Below are 23,504 nucleotides of genomic sequence, written 5' to 3'. Positions count from 1 at the left end.
TGTTTTCGTCATGGAAAAGCACGACGTTTTCGGGCGATCCGCGCATCTCCCTTTCGAGGCAAAGCCGAGGAAGATAAGGAATAGGCGCAAATCTAAAGCCCAAAGCGATCGATAAGGAAGAATTGATGTTTGAAAACCTCCAGGACCGTCTTGGTTCCATTCTGAATGGACTGACAGGCCGCGGCGCGCTTTCGGAAGCTGATGTTTCCGCAGCACTCCGCGAGGTTCGCCGCGCGCTTCTCGAAGCCGACGTGGCGCTTGATGTCGTGCGCTCCTTTACCGACCGAGTCCGCGAGAAGGCCGTCGGCGCCGGGATCCTGAAGTCGATCAAGCCCGGCCAGATGGTCGTCAAGATCGTCCATGACGAGCTGATCGAAATGCTCGGCGGCGAAGGCGTGGGCATCGACCTTAACGCGCCGGCCCCGGTCGTCGTCATGATGGTCGGTCTGCAGGGCTCGGGCAAGACGACCACGTCGGCGAAGATCGCCCACCGCCTGATGAGCCGCGACCGCAAGAAGGTCCTGATGGCCTCGCTCGACACGCGGCGTCCTGCAGCGCAGGAACAGCTGCGCCAGCTCGGCGTCCAGGCCAACATCGATACGCTTCCCATTATCGCCGGCCAGTCGCCGACCGATATCGCCGCCCGTGCCGTGCAGGCCGCCAAGCTCGGCGGCCATGACGTCGTCATCCTCGACACCGCCGGCCGCACGCATATCGACGAGCCGCTCATGGTCGAGATGGCGGATATCAAGAAGCGGTCGAACCCGCACGAAATCCTGCTGGTCGCCGACAGCTTGACCGGTCAGGACGCCGTCAACCTCGCCCGCAATTTCGACGACCGCGTCGGCATCACCGGCCTGGTGCTGACCCGCATGGACGGCGACGGCCGTGGCGGTGCCGCCCTTTCGATGCGCGCCGTGACAGGCAAGCCGATCAAGCTGATCGGCGTCGGCGAAAAGATGGGCGAGCTGGAAGAATTCCATCCCCGCCGCATCGCCGACCGCATCCTCGGCATGGGCGACATCGTCTCGCTGGTCGAGAAGGCGGCTGAGAATATCGACGCCGAAAAGGCCGCCGCCATGGCCGCCAAGATGGCCAAGGGCAAGTTCGACCTGAACGACCTTGCCGATCAGCTCAGCCAGATGCAGAAGATGGGCGGAATGGGCGGCATCATGGGCATGATGCCGGGCATGGCCGGCATGAAGGACAAGATGGCCGCCGCCGGCCTCAACGACAAGCTTTTCGGCCGCCAGCTCGCCATCATCTCCTCGATGACCAAGGCCGAGCGCGCCAATCCGGACCTCCTGAAACATTCCCGCAAGAAGCGCATCGCTAGCGGCTCCGGCACCGACGCCTCCGACATCAACAAGCTTCTGAAGATGCACCGCCAGATGGCGGACATGATGAAGATGATGGGCGGCAAGGGCAAGGGCGGCATGATGAAGCAGCTGATGGGTGGCCTCGCCGGCAAGATGGGTCTCGGCGGTGGCGGCATGGGTGGCATGCCCGACCTGTCGAACATGGACCCCAAGCAGCTCGAAGCCTTGCAGAAGCAGGCGGAAGCCGCAGGCCTCGGCCGTCCCGGCGGCATGCCCGGCCTTGGCGGTGGTGGATTGCCTGGTCTGGGCGGCGCCAAGCTGCCGGGCCTCGGCGGTGGATTCCCGGGCCTGCCCGGTTTGCCGAAGAAGAAGTGAAAAGGATCGTTGACCCCCATGATTGATCCAGACGTCAAGGCCCAATTGGGCAACTACCGCCAGTCGATCGACAATATCGATGCCGCACTGGTGCACATGCTGGCCGAACGCTTTCGCTGCACCAAAGAGGTCGGCGTGCTGAAGGCCAAGTACAATCTGCCGCCGGCCGACCCGGCGCGCGAGGAATTCCAGATCGAACGCCTGCGCCGCCTGGCAAAGGACGCCAATCTGGACCCGGATTTCGCCGAGAAGTTCCTGAACTTCGTCATCAAGGAAGTCATCCGGCATCATGAACAGATCGCCGCCGATCTCAAAGCATGATCCCGAAATGTGTGAAGCGGGTTTCGGAAGAGATCATGCGACACACAAAAACAGCAACAGCAAATAAACACGCCGCCAAAATCAAGCGGTCACAAAAAGCCTAAGGAGTAAGAAACATGGCATTGAAAATTCGTCTCGCCCGCGGTGGTTCCAAGAAGCGCCCGTACTACCACGTTGTTGTCGCCGACGCCCGTTCGCCGCGCGACGGCCGCTTCCTGGAGAAGGTCGGTTCCTGGAACCCGATGCTCGCCAAGGACGACGCCAAGCGCGTTGAACTCGACGCCGACCGCATCAAGCATTGGCTCGACAACGGCGCCCAGCCGACCGACCGCGTTCTGCGCTTCCTCGCCGAAGCCGGCGTTGCCACGCGCGACGTCAAGAGCAACCCGGTAAAGGCAAAGCCGGGCAAGAAGGCTCAGGAGCGCGCTGCCGAAAAGGCACAGAAGGCTGCTGACGCCGCCGCTGCCGAATAATCGGCCCTCGTAATCATCGAAAAACGGGCGGCATGGCGACATGCCGCCCGTTTTTTATTTCCCATCGGGGGATGTTCATCCTATGAGAGAACGCAACTACAGCGCCGCGCGTCACATGTGACGCGCAAAGGTCGCTGAAGCACTTTAGATCTGCTGCATAATTCCTTAAATCGATTCCGATTTAAGGAATTATGCGGTGATCCGGCAATCGGCGAAGAGACCATGACGAAACTGCAAAACCCGGTATTGATGGCGACAATCGGCGCGGCACAGGGCCTCAAGGGCGAGGTGCGCGCGCGCGCCTATACGTCTGACCCCGCGGCGCTTGGCGACTACGGCCACCTGTACAGCATGGACGGCCGCAGCTTCGAGGTGCTGGAAATCCGTGAGGCCAAGAACGTGGTGGTGGTGCGCTTCCGCGGCGTCAATGACCGTGACGCCGCCGAGGCGCTGAACGGGTTGGAGCTCTATATCGAGCGCGACAACCTGCCGGACGACGAGCTCGACGATGACGAATTCTTCTACACCGACCTCGAAGGGCTCGAAGCCGTCGACGACAAGGGCACCGGCTACGGCACGGTCAGCGGTGTCTATGATTTCGGCGCCGGCGACCTTCTGGAGCTGAAAGGCCCGGGCAAGCGTCCGGTCCTGATCCCCTTCTCCGAAACGGCCGTGCTCGAAATCGATCTCGAAGGCGGCAAGATCCTGATCGATCCAATGGCCGCTGGCCTGATCGACAATCCGGAAGACCTTGTCGGCAAGCCGCCGAAACCGCCGAAGCCGGAAGGCAAGACGAAGAAATAATCCTCATTTGGAAGTGACTGCGCCATGAGTTTTCGGGCGACCATTCTGACGCTTTATCCGGAGATGTTTCCCGGCCATCTCGGCACGTCCCTTGCCGGCAAGGCGATGGAGCGCGGCCAATGGGCGCTCGACACGTTGCAGATTCGCGATTTCACCACCGACAAGCACCGCACCGTGGATGACACGCCCGCCGGCGGCGGCGCCGGCATGGTGTTGAAGCCGGACGTGCTTGCCCGCGCCATCGACCATGCCAGCGAAAACGACAGCCGCCCGCGCCTGCTGATGAGCCCGCGCGGCGCACCGCTGACGCAGAAGCGCGTGCGCGAGCTTGCAAGCGGCGACGGCGTCATCATCGTCTGCGGCCGCTTCGAAGGCGTCGACCAGCGGGTGATCGACGGGCGCAACCTGGAAGAAGTGTCGATCGGCGACTACATCCTGTCCGGCGGCGAGCCGGCGGCACTCATCCTGTTAGACGCCATCGTTCGCATCCTGCCCGGCGTCATGGGCAACGATCTTTCCGGCCTGCACGAAAGCTTTGAGGGGGGCCTGTTGGAACACCCTCACTATACCCGCCCGCAGATCTGGGAAGACCGCGAGATCCCCGCCGTGCTCACGTCGGGCAACCACGCCGCCATCACCAAATGGCAGAGAGAACAGGCCGAAGAGCTTACGCGGCAACGCCGGCCGGATCTATTGGAAGAGAAGGCAAGGAAATAGCATCGGGAAACCGGGCGGCGGCAAGTTGACGAGTTAGATCAACCGCCATTCGCCATTAAGGGGGAATCGGCCGAATGCCATTCAAGAATTCCGATGGCCTCGCCAGGATCGCTTCGGGACTTGAGCAAGCAGGGATATGCTGCGCCGACGTTCGGGGCTGGGGCCGGTCCTCACAGCCTTGCGGACGGCAGGATACCGCCGTCGAGGTCGATTTCGATAGCGCCAAATGATATCCAGCGATAAAACGCAACGGGCGATGGAACGACAGCGGCGGGGAGGACGCACAGGATGGCAAAAAGCGGCGCGACGGAGGACGAGCAGGGAGCCTCTGCCTCTAATCTCATAGACGGGAGAATTAAGGAACTGGACGATTGGCGGGGCCAGACGCTCGCTCGAGTCCGAACCCTTATCAAACAGGCCGATCCCGATGTGGTCGAGGAATGGAAATGGCGGGGCGTTCCCGTCTGGTCGGACGGCGGGATCATCTGCACCGGCGAGACTTACAAGAGTGTCGTTAAATTGACCTTCGCCAAGGGCGCTTCGCTGGAGGACCCGTCAGGCCTCTTCAACTCCAGCCTCGATGGCAATACGAGACGGGCCATCGATATCCGGGAGAACGAAGATATCGATGAGGAGGCGCTGAAGGCGCTCGTTCGTGCGGCAGCGGCACTGAATATATCGACGCGGAAAAAACCGAAGAAAGCCTGAACAGAATTCGGGGTGGCGGCGGACCACAAACCGTCATTGAAAGCCGCTTGCGCTGCAACAAATTCGCCGCCAAGGGGTGACAAAGCTGTGACAATAGGATATGTGCGCGCCGGGCATGGGAAATTTCCCATCAACTACCAAAGAAAAGCAGACGTATTCGCCCCTGCCTTCACAGGCATATATCCGAGGCGAGACCTTCAGGGTCCGACCAAGGATAGATCGCTCAGGGCGCTCTGGCTGTTGAAGCAACAACGAGGTTGATACTATGAACATCATTCAGCAGTTGGAAGCCGAACAGGCCGCCAAGATCGAAGCCAAGCGCACGCTTCCCGAATTTTCCGCCGGCGACACCGTCCGCGTCAACGTGAAGGTCACGGAAGGCAACCGTACCCGCGTTCAGGCCTATGAAGGCGTCTGCATCGCTCGCTCCGGCGGCGGCCTGCACGAAAACTTCACGGTCCGCAAGATCTCCTACGGCGAAGGCGTCGAGCGCGTATTCCCGGTTTACTCGCCGATGATCGAAAGCGTCGAAATCGTTCGCCGCGGTAAGGTCCGTCGCGCCAAGCTCTACTATCTGCGCGACCTGCGCGGCAAGGCTGCCCGTATCGTCGAGAACACCGGCACTCGCGCCCGCAAGCTCAACGACGCTGAGCGTCAGGCTTTCGCCGATGAGAAGGCTCGCATCGAAGCCGAGAAGGTTGCAGCAGCCCAGGCTCTCGCAGCCGAGAAGGCAGCCGCCGAAGCCGCTGAAGCAAAAGCAGCAGCCGAAGCAAAGGCAGCCGCCGATGCAGCAGCTGCCGCCGCAGAGCCGGCAGCCGAGTAAATTTCGATCCATCCGGATCGCTACGCTTAAAGGCGGCCTTCGGGTCGCCTTTTTGCTGCCTGCCGAAGACAGCTTGGCAGAAAGAAAATTCCGCCGCGAACCGCTTATTTTAGAGTTACTTTTCCGCTTTTACGCTCGCGGCCATGGCAACGGCCTTGCCATCTGCTTTCCAAATATGACACTTTTCCGCGCGCTAATCGGGGAGATTTCCATGGCATTCCGTCGTTCGTTCCTACTGGGCCTCAGCGCCCTCGTGCTTGCACCTTTCGCGTCCTTCGCCGCCGACCTGCCTGATCTCAAAGGCAAGACTGTCGTCGTTGTCACCGAGAACGCCTACCCGCCGCTGCAATTCGTCGATGCCAAATCCGGCAAGGCGATCGGTTGGGAATACGACGCGATGAACGAAATCGCCAAGCGTCTGAACTTCAAGGTCGAGTACCAGAACACCAGCTGGGACGCGATGATCCAGGCCGTCTCGGAAGGCCAGTACAACATCGGCATGACCGGCATCACCATCAAGGAAGACCGCAAGCAGAAGGTCGACTTCTCCGATCCCTACATGCGCTCCGAGCAGTTCATGCTGGTGCGTGGCGACGAGAAACGCTTCACCGACGCCAAGAGCTTCGCCGCCCTCAAGGAAGGCCTGATCGGCGCCCAGCCGGGCACGACCCCCTTCTACACCGCAGTCTACGAAGTTCTCGACGGCAACGAGCAGAACCCGCGCATCAAGACCTTCGAAACCTTCGGCGCGACCGTACAGGCACTGAAGACCGGCGACGTCGATCTGGTGCTGACCGACGGCACCGCCGGCAAGGGCTATGTCGATGCCTCCAACGGCGGCCTGAAGCTGATCGGCGGCCCGCTCGGCTCCGAGGATTTCGGCTTCATCTTCCAGAAGGGCTCCGATCTCGTCGCTCCGGTCAATGCCGCCATTGCCAGCCTGAAGGCTGACGGCACGCTCGAGGCGCTGAACAAGAAGTGGTTCCTCGATTACAAGATGGGCCAATGAACTCCCTAGATCGACATATGGGAAGCCCGCTCTGATGGCCCTGCTCGCAGGCCCGGGCGGGCACCAAGGCAAGGATGACTTTCCCTGGTGGCTGGTCGCACTCGCCGTTCTCGGCATCGTCGTCTCCATCGCAATCGCGGCGAACGGCCTCTACGCCCAGATCTTCTCCCTTCTGCTCAATGGCGTCGGCGTCACGATCTTCGTGACGCTGGTGGCCTTCACGCTCGCCATGCTCTTCGGTCTCGGGCTCGCTTTGCTCGGCCTGTCGGACTTCATCGTGCTCAGGCAGGTCGCCCGCTTCTATATCGAGATCGTGCGCGGCATCCCGATACTGGTGCTGCTTTCCTACATCGCATTCGTCGGAACGCCGGCCTTTGTCGCCGTCTATAATTGCGTCGTCTCGCCATTGATCTCCGCCGGCTGGGCAAGCCCGCTCGTCACCCGCGACGTGCCCTTCGTCTGGCGCACGATCATCGCGCTGACCATCGCCTATTCCTCCTTCATCGCCGAAATCTTCCGCGCCGGCATCCAGGCGGTGGACCAGGGCCAGATCGAAGCGGCAAAGGCGCTCGGCCTCAGCCGCTTCCAGCGCTTCCGCCTCGTCGTCTTTCCCCAGGCGATCCGCGTCATCCTGCCGCCGCTGTCGAACGATTTCATCGCCATGGTGAAGGACAGCTCGCTGGTTTCGGTCCTCGGTGTTGCCGATATCAGCCAGCTCGCCAAGCTCTATTACTCGGCCAATTTTCGCTATTTCGAAACGCTGTCGATCCTCGCCTTCATCTACCTGCTGCTGACGATCAGCCTGTCGCTGCTGCTCAGGCAACTCGAAGCCTGGATGCGCCGGCGCTCCGGCAGCGACCGCTCCGCCTTCCCCCGTCTGGCGGCGGGCCAGCCGCCAGGAGCGCAGGTGTGATCGTTGCGATTTGATTGCCATTCACCCTTATGACCTATCCCTTGAGGATAGGTCGATGCTCAGCTATGTATTGGAGATATTCTTGCGCCCGGACGTTTCCTTGTTCCGCGGCTTTTCGATACCAGAATATCGCCAGGCTGATATCCTTTTCGATCCCGGAGCCATTATAATAGGCGCTACCAAGATTAACCTCCGCTGATGGGTCACCCTGCCCCGCCGCTTTACGATACCAATTTGCGGCACACGCAAGATCTATTGGTCTGTTCAACCCAAGAAAGCACATGATGCCGAGACCATTTTGCCCTCCTGGGTCACCTTGATCTGCAGACTTTTGAAACAGAATTGCCGCTTTGGAATAATCTTTGACCCCATCCTCTGAAATATAGATACCGCCCAAATTGGATTGAGCAGCGGGGTTACCAGCGTCGGACGCCTTTTGAAGCCAAGCGATAGCAAGGTTTATGTCGCGAGGAACGCCACGCCCGAATCGGTACATATTGCTCAAATTAACTTCTGCGCGGACATTTCCTTGCTCCGCCGCGTTGCGATACCACTCCGTGGCTTGCACATCATCCTTGGCAAACCCCCGACCAACATCGTACATAGCCCCTAATGCGTTTTGTGCGTCAGACAAGCCTTGCTCTGCCGCCTTTCGATACCATCGTTGGGCCGTATCGAAGTTTTGCGCAACGCCTTGCCCGGCTTCATAAAGCAGCCCCAAACCAAACTCGGCTTGAGGATCCCCACGCTCAGCCAAGGGCTGCCAATACGCCAGCGCGCGTTGGTAATCTCCCGCATTATATAGATCCAACCCTTCGTCGGCATATGCCTTCGTCTGAATTGTGGACGGGATAAAAACGGTCGAAACCGTGAAAACTAGAGATAAGCCAACAAGAATGCCGCAGCCTTTCATTAAGACGTACATAGCATTGTCCGCATATATATCTTTGCTTTTTTATTTCAGACGGAAATGCAATCTGATCCGCAGCTTTGAAAAATGCAAGTGAGGTTTGGTGATAGGTTTAACTGACAGATTTTAGCCTTGGCAATTCGGCTATGCAGATGTGGTTGCGGCCGCGGTAGTTTTGGCTTCTGTTAATCTGGCGCGATTTACCACCCCCGGAAACGCTCGCCATTGCCGAAGGTTTTGAAAATTGATATGAGCATGGACATGAGTAAGATCATGAGCAAAGACGGACGATACGTCACGGCTTTCGTGCTGCAGGACCATAAGCGCCTGCCGGCACGCTTCTTTGCGATGATTTCGGGCGCGCTCAACAGCCGACTTCGCTGATCACACCCGAGGCCGGCGGTCCTGATCCGTCACCCCCTTTTTCGACACTGCCAATATGGATCTGTAGCCATGAGCGCTCCACGCACACTTTACGACAAAATCTGGGATGATCATCTCGTCGACGCCCAAGACGACGGCACCTGTCTTCTCTACATCGACCGCCATCTCGTTCACGAGGTGACATCGCCACAGGCATTCGAAGGCCTGCGCATGACAGGTCGCAAGGTCCACGCGCCGCAAAAGACGCTTGCTGTCGTCGACCACAACGTTCCGACCTCGCCCGATCGCCACCTCGGCATCAAGAACGAGGAAAGCCGCATCCAGGTCGAGGCGCTTGCCAAGAACGCCGCCGAATTCGGCGTGGAATACTACTCCGAAAACGACAAGCGCCAGGGCATCGTCCACATCATCGGCCCCGAGCAGGGCTTCACTTTGCCCGGCATGACCATCGTCTGCGGCGATAGCCACACGTCGACGCATGGTGCCTTCGGCTCGCTCGCGCACGGCATCGGCACCTCCGAGGTCGAGCATGTGCTCGCCACGCAGACGCTGATCCAGAAGAAGGCCAAGAACATGCTGGTGCAGGTCGATGGCCAGCTGCCACCAGGCGTCACCGCCAAGGACATCATTCTCGCCATCATCGGCGAGATCGGCACCGCCGGCGGTACCGGCTACGTCATCGAATATGCCGGCGAAGCCATTCGCGCGCTGTCGATGGAAGGCCGCATGACCATCTGCAACATGTCGATCGAAGGCGGCGCCCGCGCCGGCCTGATCGCGCCGGACGAGATCACCTTCGAATACATCAAGGGCAAGCCGCGCGCGCCGAAGGGCGAAGCGCTGGAACAGGCGATCGCCTACTGGAAGACGCTGACATCGGATGAAGGTGCGCATTACGACCGCATCGTCACGCTTAATGCCGCTGCCCTGCCGCCGATCGTCTCCTGGGGCTCCTCGCCGGAAGACGTCGTCTCCGTCCAGGGCATCGTCCCGAACCCGGACGAGATCCAGGACGAGAACAAGCGCACCTCCAAGTGGCGCGCCCTCGACTATATGGGCCTGAAGCCGGGCACGAAGATGACCGATATCAACGTCGATCGCGTCTTCATCGGCTCCTGCACCAACGGCCGCATCGAAGACCTGCGCGCCGTCGCCAAGGTCGTCGAAGGCAAGACGGTGGCTTCCACCGTCGACGCCATGATCGTTCCGGGCTCCGGCCTCGTGAAGGAGCAGGCGGAAGCCGAAGGCCTCGACAAGATCTTCAAGGCCGCCGGCTTCGACTGGCGCGAGCCCGGCTGTTCCATGTGCCTTGCCATGAACGACGACCGCCTGAAGCCGGGCGAGCGCTGCGCATCGACGTCGAACCGCAACTTCGAAGGCCGTCAGGGCTTCAAGGGCCGCACGCACTTGGTCTCGCCGGCCATGGCCGCAGCTGCCGCGATCGCGGGCCACTTCGTCGATATCCGCGAGTGGAACTGATCCGCTTAAAGCATGAATAGCAAAGGGCGGCCCGAACGGCCGCCCTTTTTGTTTGTGGGTAAGGCAATTGCATGGGAAATGAAGTCACTGCACGAAAAACCCTTCTCTCGCTCGGGGAGAAGGGGCTTGAACCGCCGGCTGACCTTGCTGCGCCCGCTGGCTGAGCCAGACACTGCCGAGCACCACGACGATGCCGAAGATCTGCATCGGGCTCAGTTGCTGGCCGAGCACCCACCATCCCAAGATCACAGCAGTCGTCGGGCTCAAGAAGCCGAGCGGCGAAACCACCGATGGCTCAAGCCGCGAGAGGCCGCGAAACCAGAGAATATAGGTGAGTGCTGCGCCGATCAGCCCGAGATAGGCAAAGCCGATAATATTGGCCCCGGTTAGATGCGGAAGCGGTGGCTCGAGCAAGAGGGCGAACGGCAGGAGCAACGCACCGCCCGCGGTCAGCTGCCACGCCGTGAAGGTGAGCGGCGAGACATCCGGCCGCCAGCGGCGGCTGAGCACGGTTCCACCAGCCATGGAGAAGGCGCCGGCGACGCCGGCGGCAATACCGATGGGATCGAGCGTTGCCTTCGGCGTGAGGATCAGCAGGGCGACACCGCCGATGCCGGCGATCGCGGCGATGATCGAAAGGCTGCGGATCGGCGAGCCGAGCAGCAGTCGCGCCAGCACGATGACGATCAGCGGCTGGACGGCACCGACCGTAGCGGCCACGCCGCCGGGCAGCCGATAGGCCGAAATGAACAGCAGCCACCAGAAGATCGAGAAATTGAGTGCCCCGAGAACAAGGGACTTGATCCACCAGATCCCGTGCGGCAGCCGCCGCACGATAAGGAGCAGCAGCAGCCCGGCAGGCAGGGCACGCAGCGTTGCGACCGTCAGCGGATAGCCGGCAGGCAAGAGCTGCGTCGTCACCAGATAGGTGCTGCCCCAGATCGCCGGCGCGATGGCTGTCAGCAGAAGGTCGACATTGCGGCTCATGGCCTTGGCCCCAAAATTTATCTTGACCTCAAGATAAACTGAAATATCTTGACGTCAAGATAAATTGGTGGCGATATCCCGACATGGATCGCATCGATAAAATTCTTGACCAGTGGCGCCGCGAGCGGCCCGATCTCGACACGACGGCGATGGGCCTGTTCGGGCGCATGCGCAACCTCACGCTCCATCTCTCACGCGAAATGGAGAAGACCTTTGCGCGCTTCGATCTGAACGCGGCAAATTTCGATATGCTGGCAACCCTGCGCCGCTCGGGCGAGCCCTACACCCTCTCCCCCAGCGACCTGATGGATACGATGATGGTGACATCGGGCACGATGACCAACCGCATCGATCAGCTCGAAAAGGCCGGTCTCGTCGCCCGCAGCCAGAACCCGAATGATGGCCGAAGCTTCCTGATTTCCCTGACCCCGGAAGGTTTCAGGCTCATCGACGCGGCCGTGACGGCGCATGTCGAAACGCAGGCTCGGCTTGTTTCCGCCCTCTCGCAAGAGGAAAGAGCTGCCCTCGACGGCTTGCTGCGCAATTATTTAGCCAGCTTCGAATCTCGCTGACAGGTCCGCACGCCGCTCCGCGCAAACATCGCGAATGCAGCCGCGCAGCCAGCGATGCGCCGGATCGGCGTCCAGCCGCGGATGCCAGAGCAGCGAGATCGCCACATCCGACGTCGGCACCGGCAGCGCGAAACTATGCATGTCAACGCGCAGGTTGCCCGTATAGCGTTCCGGCACGCTGACGATCAGGTCGGAAGCGCGGGCCAAAGCCAGCGCCGCCGAAAAGCTGCCGACAATGGTTGCGATCTGCCGCTCCAGTCCCAGCCTTTCCAGCTCCTCATCAATCTCCCCCTTCTTCAAGCCGCGCCGGGAGACGAGGATGTGCTGGCCGGCGGCATAGCGCGCCGGCGTCATCACACCCTCGCTCAGCGAGTGGCCGCGTCGCACCACGCCGATGAAGCGATCCCGGAACAAGGCCTGCGCTCGTAGTTCCGGCCCGGTATCGTCGCCGACGACTCCGGTCTCGAGATCGATCGTACCGTCGCGCAGCGGTGTGCTGTCCTTGTCCAGCTTCTGGGTGAAGTAGAGCCGCACGCCGGGCGCCTGTTCCGCAATGCGAGCGATCAGCTCGGGGCCGAAATTCTCCACAAAGCCCTCGCGGGTGCGCAATGTGAAAATCCGGACGAGCTGTTTCAGGTTGAGTGTCTCGGATGGCCGCAAGGCCGCCTCCGCCTCCTGCACGAGCCGGCCGACGCTCTCGCGCAATTCCAGCGCCCGCGGTGTCGGCACAAGCCCGCGGCCGGCCCTGACCAGCAACGGATCGCCCGTCGTCTCTCGCAGGCGTGCCAGCGCCCGGCTCATGGCGGACGGGCTCAGCCCCAACCGGCGAGCTGCACGCGCAACACTGCCTTCCGCAAGCAGGACATCGAGAGTGACAAGCAGGTTGAGATCGGGCGTCGACATGACGCGACCATAACACGATTTCGCCGAAGCATAGCGTCAAACGCACGAATAAGATGCAAATGGTGCGCGTTCCGCCATATCAGGCAAAGAGCTACCTTTCTGCCAGGACTTCTCAAACGTCGCCAGAAACGGAGCTCATGTTGAAACCAATTATTGAAAGACCGGACAAGACCGAAGCCGGGCGGACGAAAGCCACACCTTCGATCCGATGGGCGCTCGCCAGCCTCTCGCTCTCCATGCTGATGCCCTCGCTCGATACCAGCATCGCCAATGTCGGCCTGCCGACGCTGGCAGAGGCTTTCGGCGCTTCCTTCCAGCAGGTGCAGTGGATCGTGCTTGCTTATCTGCTCGCGATTACCGCGCTGATCGTCGGCGTCGGGCGGCTGGGCGATATCGTCGGTCGCCGCCGACTGCTGCTCGCCGGAATAGGCCTCTTCACCCTCGCCTCGCTCTTCTGCGGGATAGCACCGACGCTGTGGCTGCTGATCGCTGCCAGAGCCTTGCAGGGCCTCGGCGCCGCCATGATGATGGCGCTGACGGTGGCGATGGTCGGCGAGACAGTCCCGAAGGAAAGGACCGGCAGCGCCATGGGCCTGCTCGGCACCATGTCCGCCATCGGAACCACCCTCGGCCCGTCGCTCGGCGGCGTCCTGATTGCCGGCTTCGGCTGGGAAACCATCTTCCTGGTCAATGTGCCGCTCGGGATCGCGAATTTCCTTCTCGCCGCACGCTTCCTGCCAGTGGATCGCCCCAACCGAAAAGCGGGCCAGGGACGCCCGGATGCGATCGGCACGCTGTTGCTGGCCTTGACGCTTGCCGCCTACGCGCTTGCCATGACGATGGGGCATGGCAGCTTCGGTGTGCTGAACATCGGCCTGCTGCTGGCCGCAGCCTTCGGCACCGCGCTCTTCGCCTTTACCGAGGCGAAAGTGAAATCGCCCCTGGTGCGCCTCACGATGTTCCGCGATTCGGCGCTGAGCGTCGGCCTTGCCATGAGCACCCTTGTCTCGACCGTCATGATGGCGACGCTGGTGGTCGGGCCCTTCTATCTCTCCCGCGCGCTCGGCCTCGATGCCGCCCATGTCGGCGCCGTGATGTCCGCCGGTCCGCTGGTGGCGGCGCTGACGGGCGTGCCGGCCGGCCGCATCGTCGATCGCTTCGGCGCTCACCGTATGACCATCACCGGCCTCGTGGCCATGATCATCGGCCTGTTCCTGGTAGCAGCGATGCAGGGCAGGTTCGGTGTCGTCGGGTATATCGGGCCGCTTGCCCTTGTGACGGCGAACTACGCCCTGTTTCAGGCAGCCAACAACACCACGATCATGACCAATATCCGTCCGGACCAACGCGGCGTCATCTCCGGCATGCTAAGCCTGTCGCGAAACCTCGGGCTGATCACCGGCGCATCCGTGATGGGCGCGGTCTTCACGCGGGCATCGGGAACCACAGGCATCACCGCGGCCCGCCCCGAGGCCATTGCAACGGGCATGCAGGTCACCTTCGCGATCGCCGCCCTGCTGATCGTCGCAGCACTCGTCGTCGCGCTTACCGGTTTCGCCATCGCGAAGCGCACTGCACTTTCCGAGCAGGCGTCGTGACGCCGGGGCGATGCAGCCTGCTCGATACAAGGGAGGCTCGGAGCTTTCACTCCGAGCCTCCTGTACAATGCAATCCGGCGAGTTGAATCAGAACGTTGCCGTCACTGGATCCGGGCCGATACGGCCGCCGGCCGAATCGAGCTTGGCGATGTCAGCCAGATCGTCGCTGTCGAGCTTGAAGTCGAAAACCTTGAGATTTTCCTCGATGCGGCTCGGCGTGACCGATTTCGGAATGACGATCAGGCCGTTTTCGATATGCCAGCGGATGATGACCTGCGCCGGCGTGCGGCCATGCTTGGCGGCGACCTTGCCGATTGCGGCGTTGGTGAGGAGCTTGCCCTGGCCGAGCGGGCTCCAGGACTCAGTCTTGATGCCGAGCTTGTCGTGCACGTCGCGCAGCGCCTTCTGCTGGAAGGTCGGGTGCAGTTCGATCTGGTTGAGGACGGGCGTGACGCCGGTCTCGCCGATGATGCGGTCGAGGTGTTCCTTAGCGAAGTTGGAAACGCCGATCGAGCGGGCGCGGCCTTCTTCCTTGAGGCGCACGAAGGCCTTCCAGGTGTCGAGGTAGCGGTCGCGGTGCGGCGACGGCCAATGAATGAGATAGAGGTCGAGATAGTCGGTACCGAGCCGCTTCAGGCTTTCATCGAAGGCCTTGAGGGTGGAATCGAAGCCCTGGGCCTCGTTCCAGAGCTTTGTGGTCAGGAAGATATCCTTGCGGGCGACGCCGGACTGGCGCATGCCTTCGCCGACACCATCTTCGTTTGCATAGATGGCTGCGGTATCGACATGGCGATAGCCGGCTTTCAAGGCTGTGCTGACCGCCATCGGGGCAACGTTTTCGGGCGTCTGCCAGACACCGAGGCCGACCTGCGGAATGGAATTGCCGTCGTTGAACGTAATTGTCGGTTGCGTGGTCACGATAAGTCTCCAGATGATGGATGGTGGGGTGAAAGCGTGATTCAAATCCGGAAAGAAAAGGTTCCGGCCTGGCTCGCGGGAAGCGCCGGTCGAAAATCTATATAGTGGAGAATATTGGGACTTTAACCCCAAGCGACATCTCAGACAACCCGAAGCACCGTACCTTTTCGGAGCACTGGAAGTATGCGCCGCATGTCGCGAAGGCTGACCGCGACACAGCCGGCCGTCGGCTCGTAGCCGGGCTTGATCAGATGGAAGAAGATCGCCGAGCCACGGTGACGCCGTCGCGAGCGGATGTTCCAGTCAAGCACCAGGCATATGTCATAGAGGCCGTCGCCTCGCCGCATTTCCTCGTGGCTCGGCGTGAAGGGAGCCTTCACCAGCCTGTTGTAATTGGCATTGTCAGGCTGATCGCACCAGAGCATATCCCTGCCGATGCGCCGCATCGGCAGGGCGGTGCGAAGGAAGCGAACATGGTCGCCGCGAGTGAAGCCATAAAGCAGCTTCATATCGGCAATCGGTGTCGCGCCGTCGCCCTCGCGCTTCAAAATGCTGCGCCCGGATCGGCCGATCGCCGCCGGCACGGTTAGCGGTCCGACCCGCACCAGCGCACGCGTCTTCTTACCCGGCGCAGGACGTACGACGACCGTGAAAGCGGCCCGCTTGGCCCCTGCCCTTGTCTTTTCCATTTTCCTCACATGTTTTTGCTTTGCACGTGATTTCATTTGAAATCATAGCAGGTTCAACCAAACCACCAAGCCTGAGCCGCGTCGCGACTTGCTAAAAATGCAATTTGGCGTAGGACTTAGAAGGGATTAGAACGAGGATCCGAACGGCATGACCGCACGCACCATTCTCCTGGTGGACGATGACAACGACCTGCGCGAAATGTTGGTCGAGCAATTATCGCTTTACGAGGAATTCAACGTTCTGCAGGAGGTGAATGCCGGAAAAGGCGTGCAGACCGCGCGTACCGTGCCTGTCGATCTCCTGATCATGGATGTCGGCCTGCCCGACATGGACGGCCGCGAAGCCGTGAAGCTGCTGCGCAAGAACGGCTTCAAGGCGCCGATCATCATGCTGACGGGCCATGACACGGACTCCGACACCATCCTCGGCCTCGAAGCCGGCGCGAACGATTACGTGACCAAGCCCTTCCGCTTCGCCGTGCTGCTTGCCCGCATACGGGCGCAGCTGCGCCAGCACGAGCAGAGCGAGGACGCGACCTTCACCGTCGGCCGCTATCTGTTCAAGCCGAGCCAGAAACTTTTGACCACCGAAGACGGGCAGAAGATCCGCCTCACGGAGAAGGAAGCCGCCATCATCCGCTACCTCTATCGCGCCGACCAGAAGGTCGTGACCCGCGATATCCTTCTCGAAGAGGTATGGGGCTATAATTCCGGCGTCACCACCCATACGCTCGAAACCCACGTCTATCGCCTTCGACAGAAGATCGAACGCGATCCCTCCAACGCCGAAATCCTGGTCACGGAAAACGGCGGCTACAAGATCATCCCCTAGGGAACAGACATGGCGCTGAACGACGATATCCGCCTGCTGTCGCAACTGCCGCTGTTTCACGGCATGGGCGATGAGCCGCTGCGGCTGATTGCCTTCGGCGCCGACCGCCGCCACGTGGCCGAAGGCCAGACCCTGTTCAGGGAGAAGTCACCGGCCGAATGCGCCTATGTCGTCGCGCGCGGCAGCTTCGAACTCAGCACCATAGACAATGCCGGGGAGAAGCAGGTGGAAGCGGTGATACAGGCCGGCACCATGCTCTCGGAGCTGGCTCTGGTGACGCTGGTGGAGCGGAAATATACGGCCGTCGCGGCCGAAGAGTCCGACGTGATCCGCATCACGCGCGCCCTCTTCCATCGGCTGATCGAAGAATATCCCGATGCCGGCCTGCTGATCCAGAATAGGATCCGCGAGAACTTCGCGACACTGGCCAGGCAGGCAGCCGCGCTTCTCGGCCGGTTTTCCTGACCCCGCGCGGCGATCCGGTTTTAGCCAGATCATTCTAAAGCGCGTCGCGATCTTTCAGATTCGCTCCTTGCGCTTTAGGCCCTTGGTTTTTCGCATGCGTTATCGCAAAACCGCCGCGCACTTTTGCGCGACATGCTCTTGAGCATATCCAGGAAAGTGCGAAGCGGTTTTCCGCCTGGAATGCGTAAAGAAACAAAACGCTCTAGAGATTGAAATGCGCTGTTACCGGCACATGGTCGGATGGGCGATCCCAGCCGCGCGCCGCCTTCAGGATCTCGATGCGCTGCAGGTGCGGGCCAAGATCGGATGACGACCAGATATGGTCGAGGCGACGGCCGCGATCGGCAGCCTCCCAATCCTTGGCGCGGTAGCTCCACCATGTATAGAGCTTCTCATTGGCCGGCACCTGCTGGCGCATCAGGTCGAGCCAGGCGCCCCGCTTCATCACCTCGATCAGCCCATCGGTCTCGACCGGCGTGTGGCTGACGATCTTGAGCAGCTGCTTGTGCGACCAGACGTCATGCTCCAACGGCGCGATGTTGAGGTCGCCAACCAGGATCGCCGAGGTGTTGGGCTCGGCGTTTGCATGCAGCCGCTTCATTTCCTCGATGAAATCGAGCTTGTGGCCGAACTTCGGATTGATGGCGCGATCGGGCTCGTCGCCGCCGGCCGGAACATAGAAATTATGCAGCCGGATGCGCCGGCCGCCACGCTCGAAGATCGCCGAGATATGTCTGCTATCGCCGACGTTGCAATAATCCTGCCGATGATCCTCGGTCAGCGGAAAACGCGAGGCGATCGCCACCCCATGATAACCCTTCTGGCCATGGATAATGATGTGTTCGTAGCCGAGCGCCCTCAGCGGCGCATGCGGGAAAAGCTCGTTCGGAACCTTGGTCTCCTGAAGGCAGAGAATATCAGGCCGGGCCTGCATCACGAACTGCTCGACGATGGGCATGCGCAGCCGCACCGAGTTGATATTCCAGGTCGCAATCGAAAATCCCATGCCCAAGCCTTTCCCTGAGAGCAATTCCAGGAAAAGTGCGCAGCGGTTTTCCGTCCGGAATTGTGTCAAAACAGACAGCTGGAGCGGTTCAGCGATTCCGTGAAGCGCTCTAGTCAGGGTAAGGCTTTAGACCGGCTGCGACGGAAAGGAAAGCGCCATTCGGCGCTTCTCCCGTTGCCAGAAATGGAGACGACGATCAGCGCGTATAATCGATGCGGAAAACGCTGTCATCGAAGGCGACATTGGTCTTCACGTTGTTGATGATGACGTCGGTCGTCTTGCCTTGCGGGTCGATGACGGTCCACTGGCGCAGGTCGTAGCTCTTCGAATCGAAGATCATCGCGATTGTGGAATCGCCGAAGACGGTGCGGTTGCCGAGCGTGATCTTGGTCAGATCCGGCTGCGAATCAACATTGCGCACCATGTCGGCGGAAAGGTCGATCTTGTTGGCGAGCAACAGGCTCAGCGGCGTTTTCGACAGCTGGTACATGTTCTTCGTATTCGTCTGGTCGTTGATGACCTGGACGTTGTTGCCATCGCAGATGACGCGCATGCGTGACGGCGGATCGTAGTTGAAGCGCATCTTGCCGGGCCGCTGGATGAAAAAGGAGCCGCTCATCTGGTCGCCGCGCGGCCCGATCTGCAGGAAGCCGCCCTTCATCGTCTTGATGGACGAAAAGTGATCGGCGATGGCCTGGGCAATGTTGGGATTGAGGGCGGCAGCCTGCGCCTGCGCAAGAGCCGAAACCGGTAGAGCGCCTGCCGCACCGACCGCGACCACGGCGCCGAGGAAATGCCGGCGGGTCGGTGAAAATCGGTTCATGGGCTGCGCATCAATCTTTTTCATCGAATTCTCCTTCATGCTTTGTCCATGGCGCGCAAAATCGGCGTCTTCATGGCGCGGCGGCCCGGGTTCGGCTGCGGGCCGCGATCAAATTTCCCTGAACATAGGCGGGATATGTGACACGGAAAGGCGGATCGCCTCAGCGATCCAGAATGTCCGCCTTGGTGGGAACGAGGATTTCGCGCTTGCCGGCATGGTTGGCCGGGCCGATCACGCCTTCTTCCTCCATACGTTCGATCAGCGAGGCGGCGCGGTTGTAGCCGATGCCGAGGCGGCGCTGGATATAGGAAGTCGAGGCCTTGCCGTCGCTAAGAACGATAGCGACCGCCTGATCGTAGGGATCGTCCGAATCGGCGAGATTGGAGGTCCCCGCAGGGCCATGGCCCTCATCGTCCTCATCATCATCGGCGGTGATGGCATCGAGATATTGCGGCGAACCCTGCGTCTTCAGGTAGGCGACGATGTCCTCGACCTCGCCGTCGGCGACAAACGGACCGTGGACGCGCTGGATGCGCCCGCCACCGGCCATATAGAGCATGTCGCCCATGCCGAGCAGCTGTTCGGCACCCTGTTCGCCGAGAATGGTGCGGCTGTCGATCTTCGACGTCACCTGGAAAGAGATACGCGTCGGGAAGTTCGCCTTGATCGTGCCGGTGATGACGTCGACGGACGGACGCTGCGTCGCCATGATGACATGGATGCCGGCCGCGCGCGCCATCTGCGCCAGGCGCTGCACCGCGCCTTCGATATCCTTGCCAGCGACCATCATCAGGTCGGCCATCTCGTCGATGATGACGACGATGTAAGGCATCGGCTTCAGATCGAACTCTTCCGTCTCGTAGATCGCCTCGCCGGTCTGGCGGTCAAAACCGGTCTGGACAGTGCGGCTGATGGCCTCGCCCTTGGCAACGGCCTGCTCGACACGCATGTTGAACCCGTCGATGTTGCGCACGCCGATCTTCGACATCTTCTTGTAGCGCTCCTCCATCTCGCGGACGGTCCATTTGAGCGCGACGACGGCCTTCTTCGGGTCGGTGACTACAGGCGAGAGCAGATGCGGAATGCCGTCATAGACAGACAGTTCCAGCATCTTCGGGTCGATCATGATCAGACGGCACTGCTCCGGCGTCATGCGATAGAGCAGCGACAGGATCATGGTGTTGATGGCGACGGATTTACCCGAGCCGGTGGTGCCGGCGACGAGCAGATGCGGCATCTTGGCGAGATCGGCGATGACGGGTTCGCCACCGATCGTCTTGCCGAGCGCCATGGCAAGCTTGGCCTTGGAGGTCTCGAAATCGCGGCTGGCGACAAGTTCACGCAGATAGACGGTCTCGCGCGTGGAATTCGGCAGTTCGATGCCGATGGCGTTGCGGCCGGGAACCACGGCGACGCGGGCGGCGATCGCGCTCATCGAGCGGGCAATATCGTCGGCGAGGCCGATGACCCGCGAGGACTTGATGCCGGGTGCAGGCTCCAGTTCATAGAGCGTCACCACCGGGCCGGGTCGGACATGGATGATCTCGCCCTTGACGCCGAAATCCTCCAGCACGCCTTCGAGCATGCGGGCATTCTGCTCCAGCGCATCGGCGGAAAGCGTCGTATCCCGGGTGACGGTCTTCGGCTCGGCGAGCAAATGCACAGCTGGCAGCTGGAAGCCATAGGGCCGTATGAACGAGGTCTGTGCCTCACGCTCCGCACGCACGCCGGGCTTCGGACGCGCGGCCGGCGGGATGATGCGCTGGCCGGCTGCCGCCTTCGGCGAAGCGGGACGCAACGGCCACTCATCCTCGTCCTCATCATCGGGCAGGATATCGGCCGGGCGCCGCGGATCGCGCTCATAGGACGAATCCTCGTCCTCATCGTCGTCATCGCTGAGGCTGATGGAGGGCGCGGAAACGACACGGCGCGCGGCCGAGCCTCCGAGCGAAGGCTCGACGCGATCGCCCCGGGCCATCGGCGTCTTGGCGCGCACGGGCTCGTTCAGCGTGCCGAATTCGTCATCATTGAAATCATAAGGCGCATCGAAGGCGTGGTCGCGGCGCTTGCGCGGACCCATGCCGAACAGGCGGCGGAGACGAGCATGCGCATTATACCATGCATGCATGACCGCCCCGAAGGCCATAAAGTTGCCCAAAAAGCCGGTGCGATCGTCGTCCTCGTCTTCATCGCCTACCCGACGAGCGCGGCTGTGTGTGTTCTCATAATCGTCTTCGTCCTCGTCGTCCTCCACCAGGCTTTCACCGATCACGCCCGCGCCAAAAAGCATGAGCCAGATCGCGGGAACAGCCAGAACCGAACCGATCACGATGGCGACGACGCCGCTCGGATAGGTGCCGATGAAAAGGGCGGGAAAGCGCAGGAGGATATCGCCGACGACCCCGCCGATGCCGTTCGGGATCGGCCAGGTCGGCGGCGCGGGAAAGCAGGCGATGGAGCCGGCCGCGACGACGCAGCCGCCGAGCCACGCGCCAAGGCGCGACGGCACGCGATTGAGCTTGCGGTTGGAAATGAAAGCAAAGGCCCAGGCGGCGACAGGCAGCAGCGCGACGAGGGAGGCAAGCCCGAGCGCCTGCATCATGATATCGGCAAAGGCGGCACCGGGAAAACCGAGCAGGTTGGTCGGCGCATTGCCGGTGGCGTAGGAATAGCTCGGATCCATGACGTTCCAGGTCGCCAGCGCCGCGACGGCCAGCGCCAGCAGGAACAGCAGCCCAAAGCCCGCCAGACCCTTGATCTGACGCCACACCACAGCCGAAAGCGAAAAACGGTCGGGGCGACCGCTCAACGCCGCCGAATTGCTTCTGCCCATGATATCCAGCCCCGTTCCTTGTCGAAAGCCCAAGCGAATCGGTCTATGCCCACTCGCCGGCAGGTTAGCCCTACCTAATCAGAGGAGGGTTAATGGCATGTTAACCATGCGCCCAGGCCTGGCGAATCAACAGCTTTTGCAGCCGGATATTACCCCAAACAAAAAGGGCCCGAACCAAGGTTCGGGCCAAGAGCGGCCTATTTGCGATGAAATACGCCGCGACGGGATGTTTAGCGATGCCGGAGGCCTTGCTCCGGCATCGCAAGCTCTGATCAGGAATTGTGGTAGGCAGCTTCGCCGTGGGAAGCGAGGTCGAGACCTTCGCGCTCGGCTTCCGGGGTGACACGCAGACCGATGATGATGTCGACGACCTTGTAGAGGATCGCCGAACCGACGCCGCACCAAACGATCGTGGTGACGACTGCGGTCAGCTGAACCATGACCTGGCTGCCCATGGTGACGCCATCGGCATAGCCGACGCCGCCGAGCGATGCGCTGGCGAAGATGCCGGTTGCAATGGCGCCGAAGATGCCGCCGACGCAATGGACGCCAAAGACGTCAGCCGTATCGTCGTAGCCGAACTTGTTCTTCACGACGGACACGAAGAAGTAGCACAGCGGGGAGACAATCAGGCCCATGACGATCGCGCCCATCGGGCCGGCGATACCGGCTGCAGGCGTGATGGCGACGAGGCCGGCAACCATGCCCGAAGCGCCGCCGAGCATGGAGGCCTTGCCGCGGGTGAAGGTTTCAACCAGCGACCAGGAGATGATGGCGGCTGCAGTTGCGATGAAGGTGTTGACGGTTGCGAGCATCGCGCCGCCGGAAGCCTCGAGGTTGGAGCCGGCATTGAAGCCGAACCAGCCGACCCAGAGCATGGAGGCGCCAACCATGGTCAGCGTCATGGAATGCGGAGCCATCATGTCCTTGCCGAAGCCGACGCGCTTGCCGACGAGGAGAGCGCCGACGAAGCCAGCGATACCGGCATTGATGTGAACGACGGTGCCGCCTGCGAAGTCGAGAGCGCCCATCTTGAAGAGCATGCCGTTCGAATCCCAGACCATGTGAGCGATCGGGAAGTAGACGAAGGTCGCCCACAGTGCGCAGAAGAGAACCGATGCGCCGAACTTGATGCGCTCCGCATAGGCGCCGATGATCAGGGCCGGCGTAATGGCGGCGAAGGTCATCTGGAACAGCATGAAGATGAATTCAGGAATGACAACGCCCTTGGAGAAGGTCGCAGCCGTGGTCGAGGTCGAGACGCCCGAGAGGAACATCTTGGCCGTGCCGCCCCAATAAGGGCTGGTGCCGCCGCCGAAGGCGAAAGAGTAGCCGTAGAGGACCCAGATGATCATCACGACGGCGCCGATCATCGTGCACTGCATGAGAACGGAGAGCATGTTCTTCGCGCGGACGAGACCGCCGTAGAACAGCGCCAGACCCGGCACGAGCATGAACAGCACGAGAATGGTGGAGATGAACATGAAGGCGGTGTCGCCCTTGTCCGGAACCGGCGCAGCGGCTGCCGCAGCCGGAGCGGCGGTCTGCGCAAAAGCGATCGCCGGCGCGAGCAAGGCCGCAGAAAGCGCACCCACCCGCGCGAAGGTGGAGGAAAGCTTGGTAGATGTCATTGCAAATAACTC

Annotated in this window: 24 protein-coding genes; 15 read left to right on the top strand and 9 right to left on the bottom strand. The window is 61.3% G+C overall.

All coding sequences use genetic code 11. The features are described from left to right. The first annotated feature begins 125 nt into the window (after positions 1–125). The 9 genes from ffh to GA0061101_RS05180 all read left to right on the top strand — a co-directional run bounded on the left by ffh (position 126) and on the right by GA0061101_RS05180 (position 7,462). A complete protein-coding gene (ffh, locus tag GA0061101_RS05220) occupies positions 126–1,694 on the top strand; it encodes a signal recognition particle protein (protein ID WP_092573173.1) in 1,569 nt (522 codons plus the stop codon). 18 nt (positions 1,695–1,712) lie between these two features. Then, positions 1,713–2,015 (top strand): chorismate mutase, encoded by a 303-nt coding sequence (locus tag GA0061101_RS05215; RefSeq protein ID WP_034509068.1) that lies wholly within the window; start codon positions 1,713–1,715, stop codon positions 2,013–2,015. Between the two features lie 116 nt (positions 2,016–2,131). Further along, positions 2,132–2,488 (top strand): 30S ribosomal protein S16, encoded by a 357-nt coding sequence (gene rpsP / locus GA0061101_RS05210; protein WP_037196883.1) that lies wholly within the window; start codon positions 2,132–2,134, stop codon positions 2,486–2,488. Positions 2,489–2,710: 222 nt separating this feature from the next. Beyond that, positions 2,711–3,292 (top strand): ribosome maturation factor RimM, encoded by a 582-nt coding sequence (gene rimM, locus GA0061101_RS05205; protein WP_092573172.1) that lies wholly within the window; start codon positions 2,711–2,713, stop codon positions 3,290–3,292. A gap of 24 nt (positions 3,293–3,316) precedes the next feature. Further along, positions 3,317–4,009 carry a tRNA (guanosine(37)-N1)-methyltransferase TrmD gene (trmD, locus tag GA0061101_RS05200; RefSeq protein WP_092573171.1) on the top strand — a complete coding sequence of 231 codons (693 nt, stop codon included), beginning with the start codon at positions 3,317–3,319 and terminating at the stop codon, positions 4,007–4,009. A 288-nt stretch (positions 4,010–4,297) separates the two neighbouring features. Next, positions 4,298–4,717 (top strand): DUF1801 domain-containing protein, encoded by a 420-nt coding sequence (locus GA0061101_RS05195; protein ID WP_037196886.1) that lies wholly within the window; start codon positions 4,298–4,300, stop codon positions 4,715–4,717. Positions 4,718–4,982: 265 nt separating this feature from the next. After that, a complete protein-coding gene (gene rplS, locus GA0061101_RS05190) occupies positions 4,983–5,540 on the top strand; it encodes a 50S ribosomal protein L19 (RefSeq protein WP_047637772.1) in 558 nt (185 codons plus the stop codon). 211 nt (positions 5,541–5,751) lie between these two features. Beyond that, positions 5,752–6,549 carry a basic amino acid ABC transporter substrate-binding protein gene (locus GA0061101_RS05185; protein ID WP_047637951.1) on the top strand — a complete coding sequence of 266 codons (798 nt, stop codon included), beginning with the start codon at positions 5,752–5,754 and terminating at the stop codon, positions 6,547–6,549. A 34-nt stretch (positions 6,550–6,583) separates the two neighbouring features. Then, positions 6,584–7,462, top strand: a complete 879-nt coding sequence (locus GA0061101_RS05180) for an amino acid ABC transporter permease (protein WP_037196889.1) — start codon at positions 6,584–6,586, stop codon at positions 7,460–7,462. A 34-nt stretch (positions 7,463–7,496) separates the two neighbouring features. Here GA0061101_RS05180 and GA0061101_RS05175 read toward each other — a convergent pair whose 3' ends face one another. Next, positions 7,497–8,387 (bottom strand): tetratricopeptide repeat protein, encoded by an 891-nt coding sequence (locus GA0061101_RS05175; protein WP_092573170.1) that lies wholly within the window; start codon positions 8,385–8,387, stop codon positions 7,497–7,499. A gap of 246 nt (positions 8,388–8,633) precedes the next feature. On the opposite strand from GA0061101_RS05175, the gene GA0061101_RS40735 reads away from it, so the two are divergent. Together GA0061101_RS40735 and leuC are read left to right on the top strand one after the other, a co-directional pair. Beyond that, on the top strand, positions 8,634–8,756 hold the full coding sequence (locus tag GA0061101_RS40735; RefSeq protein ID WP_280117190.1) for a hypothetical protein: 123 nt from the start codon (positions 8,634–8,636) through the stop codon (positions 8,754–8,756). A 69-nt stretch (positions 8,757–8,825) separates the two neighbouring features. Then, a complete protein-coding gene (gene leuC, locus GA0061101_RS05170) occupies positions 8,826–10,235 on the top strand; it encodes a 3-isopropylmalate dehydratase large subunit (protein ID WP_037196890.1) in 1,410 nt (469 codons plus the stop codon). Positions 10,236–10,319: 84 nt separating this feature from the next. Here leuC and GA0061101_RS05165 read toward each other — a convergent pair whose 3' ends face one another. Continuing rightward, entirely contained in the window at positions 10,320–11,222 is a 903-nt protein-coding gene (locus GA0061101_RS05165) for an EamA family transporter (RefSeq protein WP_092573169.1), read from the bottom strand. 83 nt (positions 11,223–11,305) lie between these two features. Here GA0061101_RS05165 and GA0061101_RS05160 point away from each other — a divergent pair, with 83 nt between their 5' ends. Beyond that, a complete protein-coding gene (locus GA0061101_RS05160) occupies positions 11,306–11,794 on the top strand; it encodes a MarR family winged helix-turn-helix transcriptional regulator (RefSeq protein WP_092573168.1) in 489 nt (162 codons plus the stop codon). Here the strand turns inward: GA0061101_RS05160 and GA0061101_RS05155 are convergent. Further along, on the bottom strand, positions 11,771–12,697 hold the full coding sequence (locus GA0061101_RS05155) for a LysR family transcriptional regulator (protein WP_092573167.1): 927 nt from the start codon (positions 12,695–12,697) through the stop codon (positions 11,771–11,773). The two genes, GA0061101_RS05160 and GA0061101_RS05155, sit on opposite strands and share 24 nt — an antisense overlap. Before the next feature lie 137 nt (positions 12,698–12,834). On the opposite strand from GA0061101_RS05155, the gene GA0061101_RS05150 reads away from it, so the two are divergent. Continuing rightward, positions 12,835–14,295, top strand: a complete 1,461-nt coding sequence (locus GA0061101_RS05150) for an MFS transporter (RefSeq protein ID WP_208864989.1) — start codon at positions 12,835–12,837, stop codon at positions 14,293–14,295. Between the two features lie 87 nt (positions 14,296–14,382). On the opposite strand, the gene GA0061101_RS05145 is transcribed toward GA0061101_RS05150, so the two are convergent. Both GA0061101_RS05145 and GA0061101_RS05140 read right to left on the bottom strand, forming a co-directional pair. Then, positions 14,383–15,213 carry an aldo/keto reductase gene (locus tag GA0061101_RS05145; protein ID WP_092573165.1) on the bottom strand — a complete coding sequence of 277 codons (831 nt, stop codon included), beginning with the start codon at positions 15,211–15,213 and terminating at the stop codon, positions 14,383–14,385. A gap of 140 nt (positions 15,214–15,353) precedes the next feature. Next, positions 15,354–15,902, bottom strand: a complete 549-nt coding sequence (locus GA0061101_RS05140) for a L,D-transpeptidase family protein (RefSeq protein WP_092573164.1) — start codon at positions 15,900–15,902, stop codon at positions 15,354–15,356. Between the two features lie 148 nt (positions 15,903–16,050). On the opposite strand from GA0061101_RS05140, the gene GA0061101_RS05135 reads away from it, so the two are divergent. Together GA0061101_RS05135 and GA0061101_RS05130 are read left to right on the top strand one after the other, a co-directional pair. Next, on the top strand, positions 16,051–16,734 hold the full coding sequence (locus tag GA0061101_RS05135) for a response regulator transcription factor (RefSeq protein WP_034509100.1): 684 nt from the start codon (positions 16,051–16,053) through the stop codon (positions 16,732–16,734). 9 nt (positions 16,735–16,743) lie between these two features. Next, positions 16,744–17,199 carry a cyclic nucleotide-binding domain-containing protein gene (locus GA0061101_RS05130; protein WP_047553727.1) on the top strand — a complete coding sequence of 152 codons (456 nt, stop codon included), beginning with the start codon at positions 16,744–16,746 and terminating at the stop codon, positions 17,197–17,199. Positions 17,200–17,401: 202 nt separating this feature from the next. Here the strand turns inward: GA0061101_RS05130 and GA0061101_RS05125 are convergent, their stop codons facing one another. The 4 genes from GA0061101_RS05125 to GA0061101_RS05110 form a co-directional block, all read right to left on the bottom strand. Beyond that, complete coding sequence (locus GA0061101_RS05125) at positions 17,402–18,205, bottom strand: exodeoxyribonuclease III (protein ID WP_037196897.1); 804 nt, start codon at positions 18,203–18,205, stop codon at positions 17,402–17,404. Between the two features lie 196 nt (positions 18,206–18,401). After that, the gene (locus tag GA0061101_RS05120; RefSeq protein ID WP_037196898.1) at positions 18,402–19,052 is read right to left on the bottom strand and encodes an outer-membrane lipoprotein carrier protein LolA; all 651 of its coding nucleotides are present in this window, start codon (positions 19,050–19,052) and stop codon (positions 18,402–18,404) included. 136 nt (positions 19,053–19,188) lie between these two features. Then, complete coding sequence (locus GA0061101_RS05115) at positions 19,189–21,861, bottom strand: FtsK/SpoIIIE family DNA translocase (protein WP_037196899.1); 2,673 nt, start codon at positions 21,859–21,861, stop codon at positions 19,189–19,191. Between the two features lie 272 nt (positions 21,862–22,133). Further along, complete coding sequence (locus GA0061101_RS05110) at positions 22,134–23,492, bottom strand: ammonium transporter (RefSeq protein ID WP_037196900.1); 1,359 nt, start codon at positions 23,490–23,492, stop codon at positions 22,134–22,136. Positions 23,493–23,504: the final 12 nt, after the last annotated feature.

Origin of the sequence: Martinezella lusitana, from assembly GCF_900094565.1 — a bacterium.
GTDB classification, from domain to species: Bacteria; Pseudomonadota; Alphaproteobacteria; order Rhizobiales; family Rhizobiaceae; genus Rhizobium; species Rhizobium lusitanum.
The sequence above is the reverse complement of the archived record's forward strand: the minus strand, read 5'-3'. Positions and strand labels throughout refer to the sequence as shown.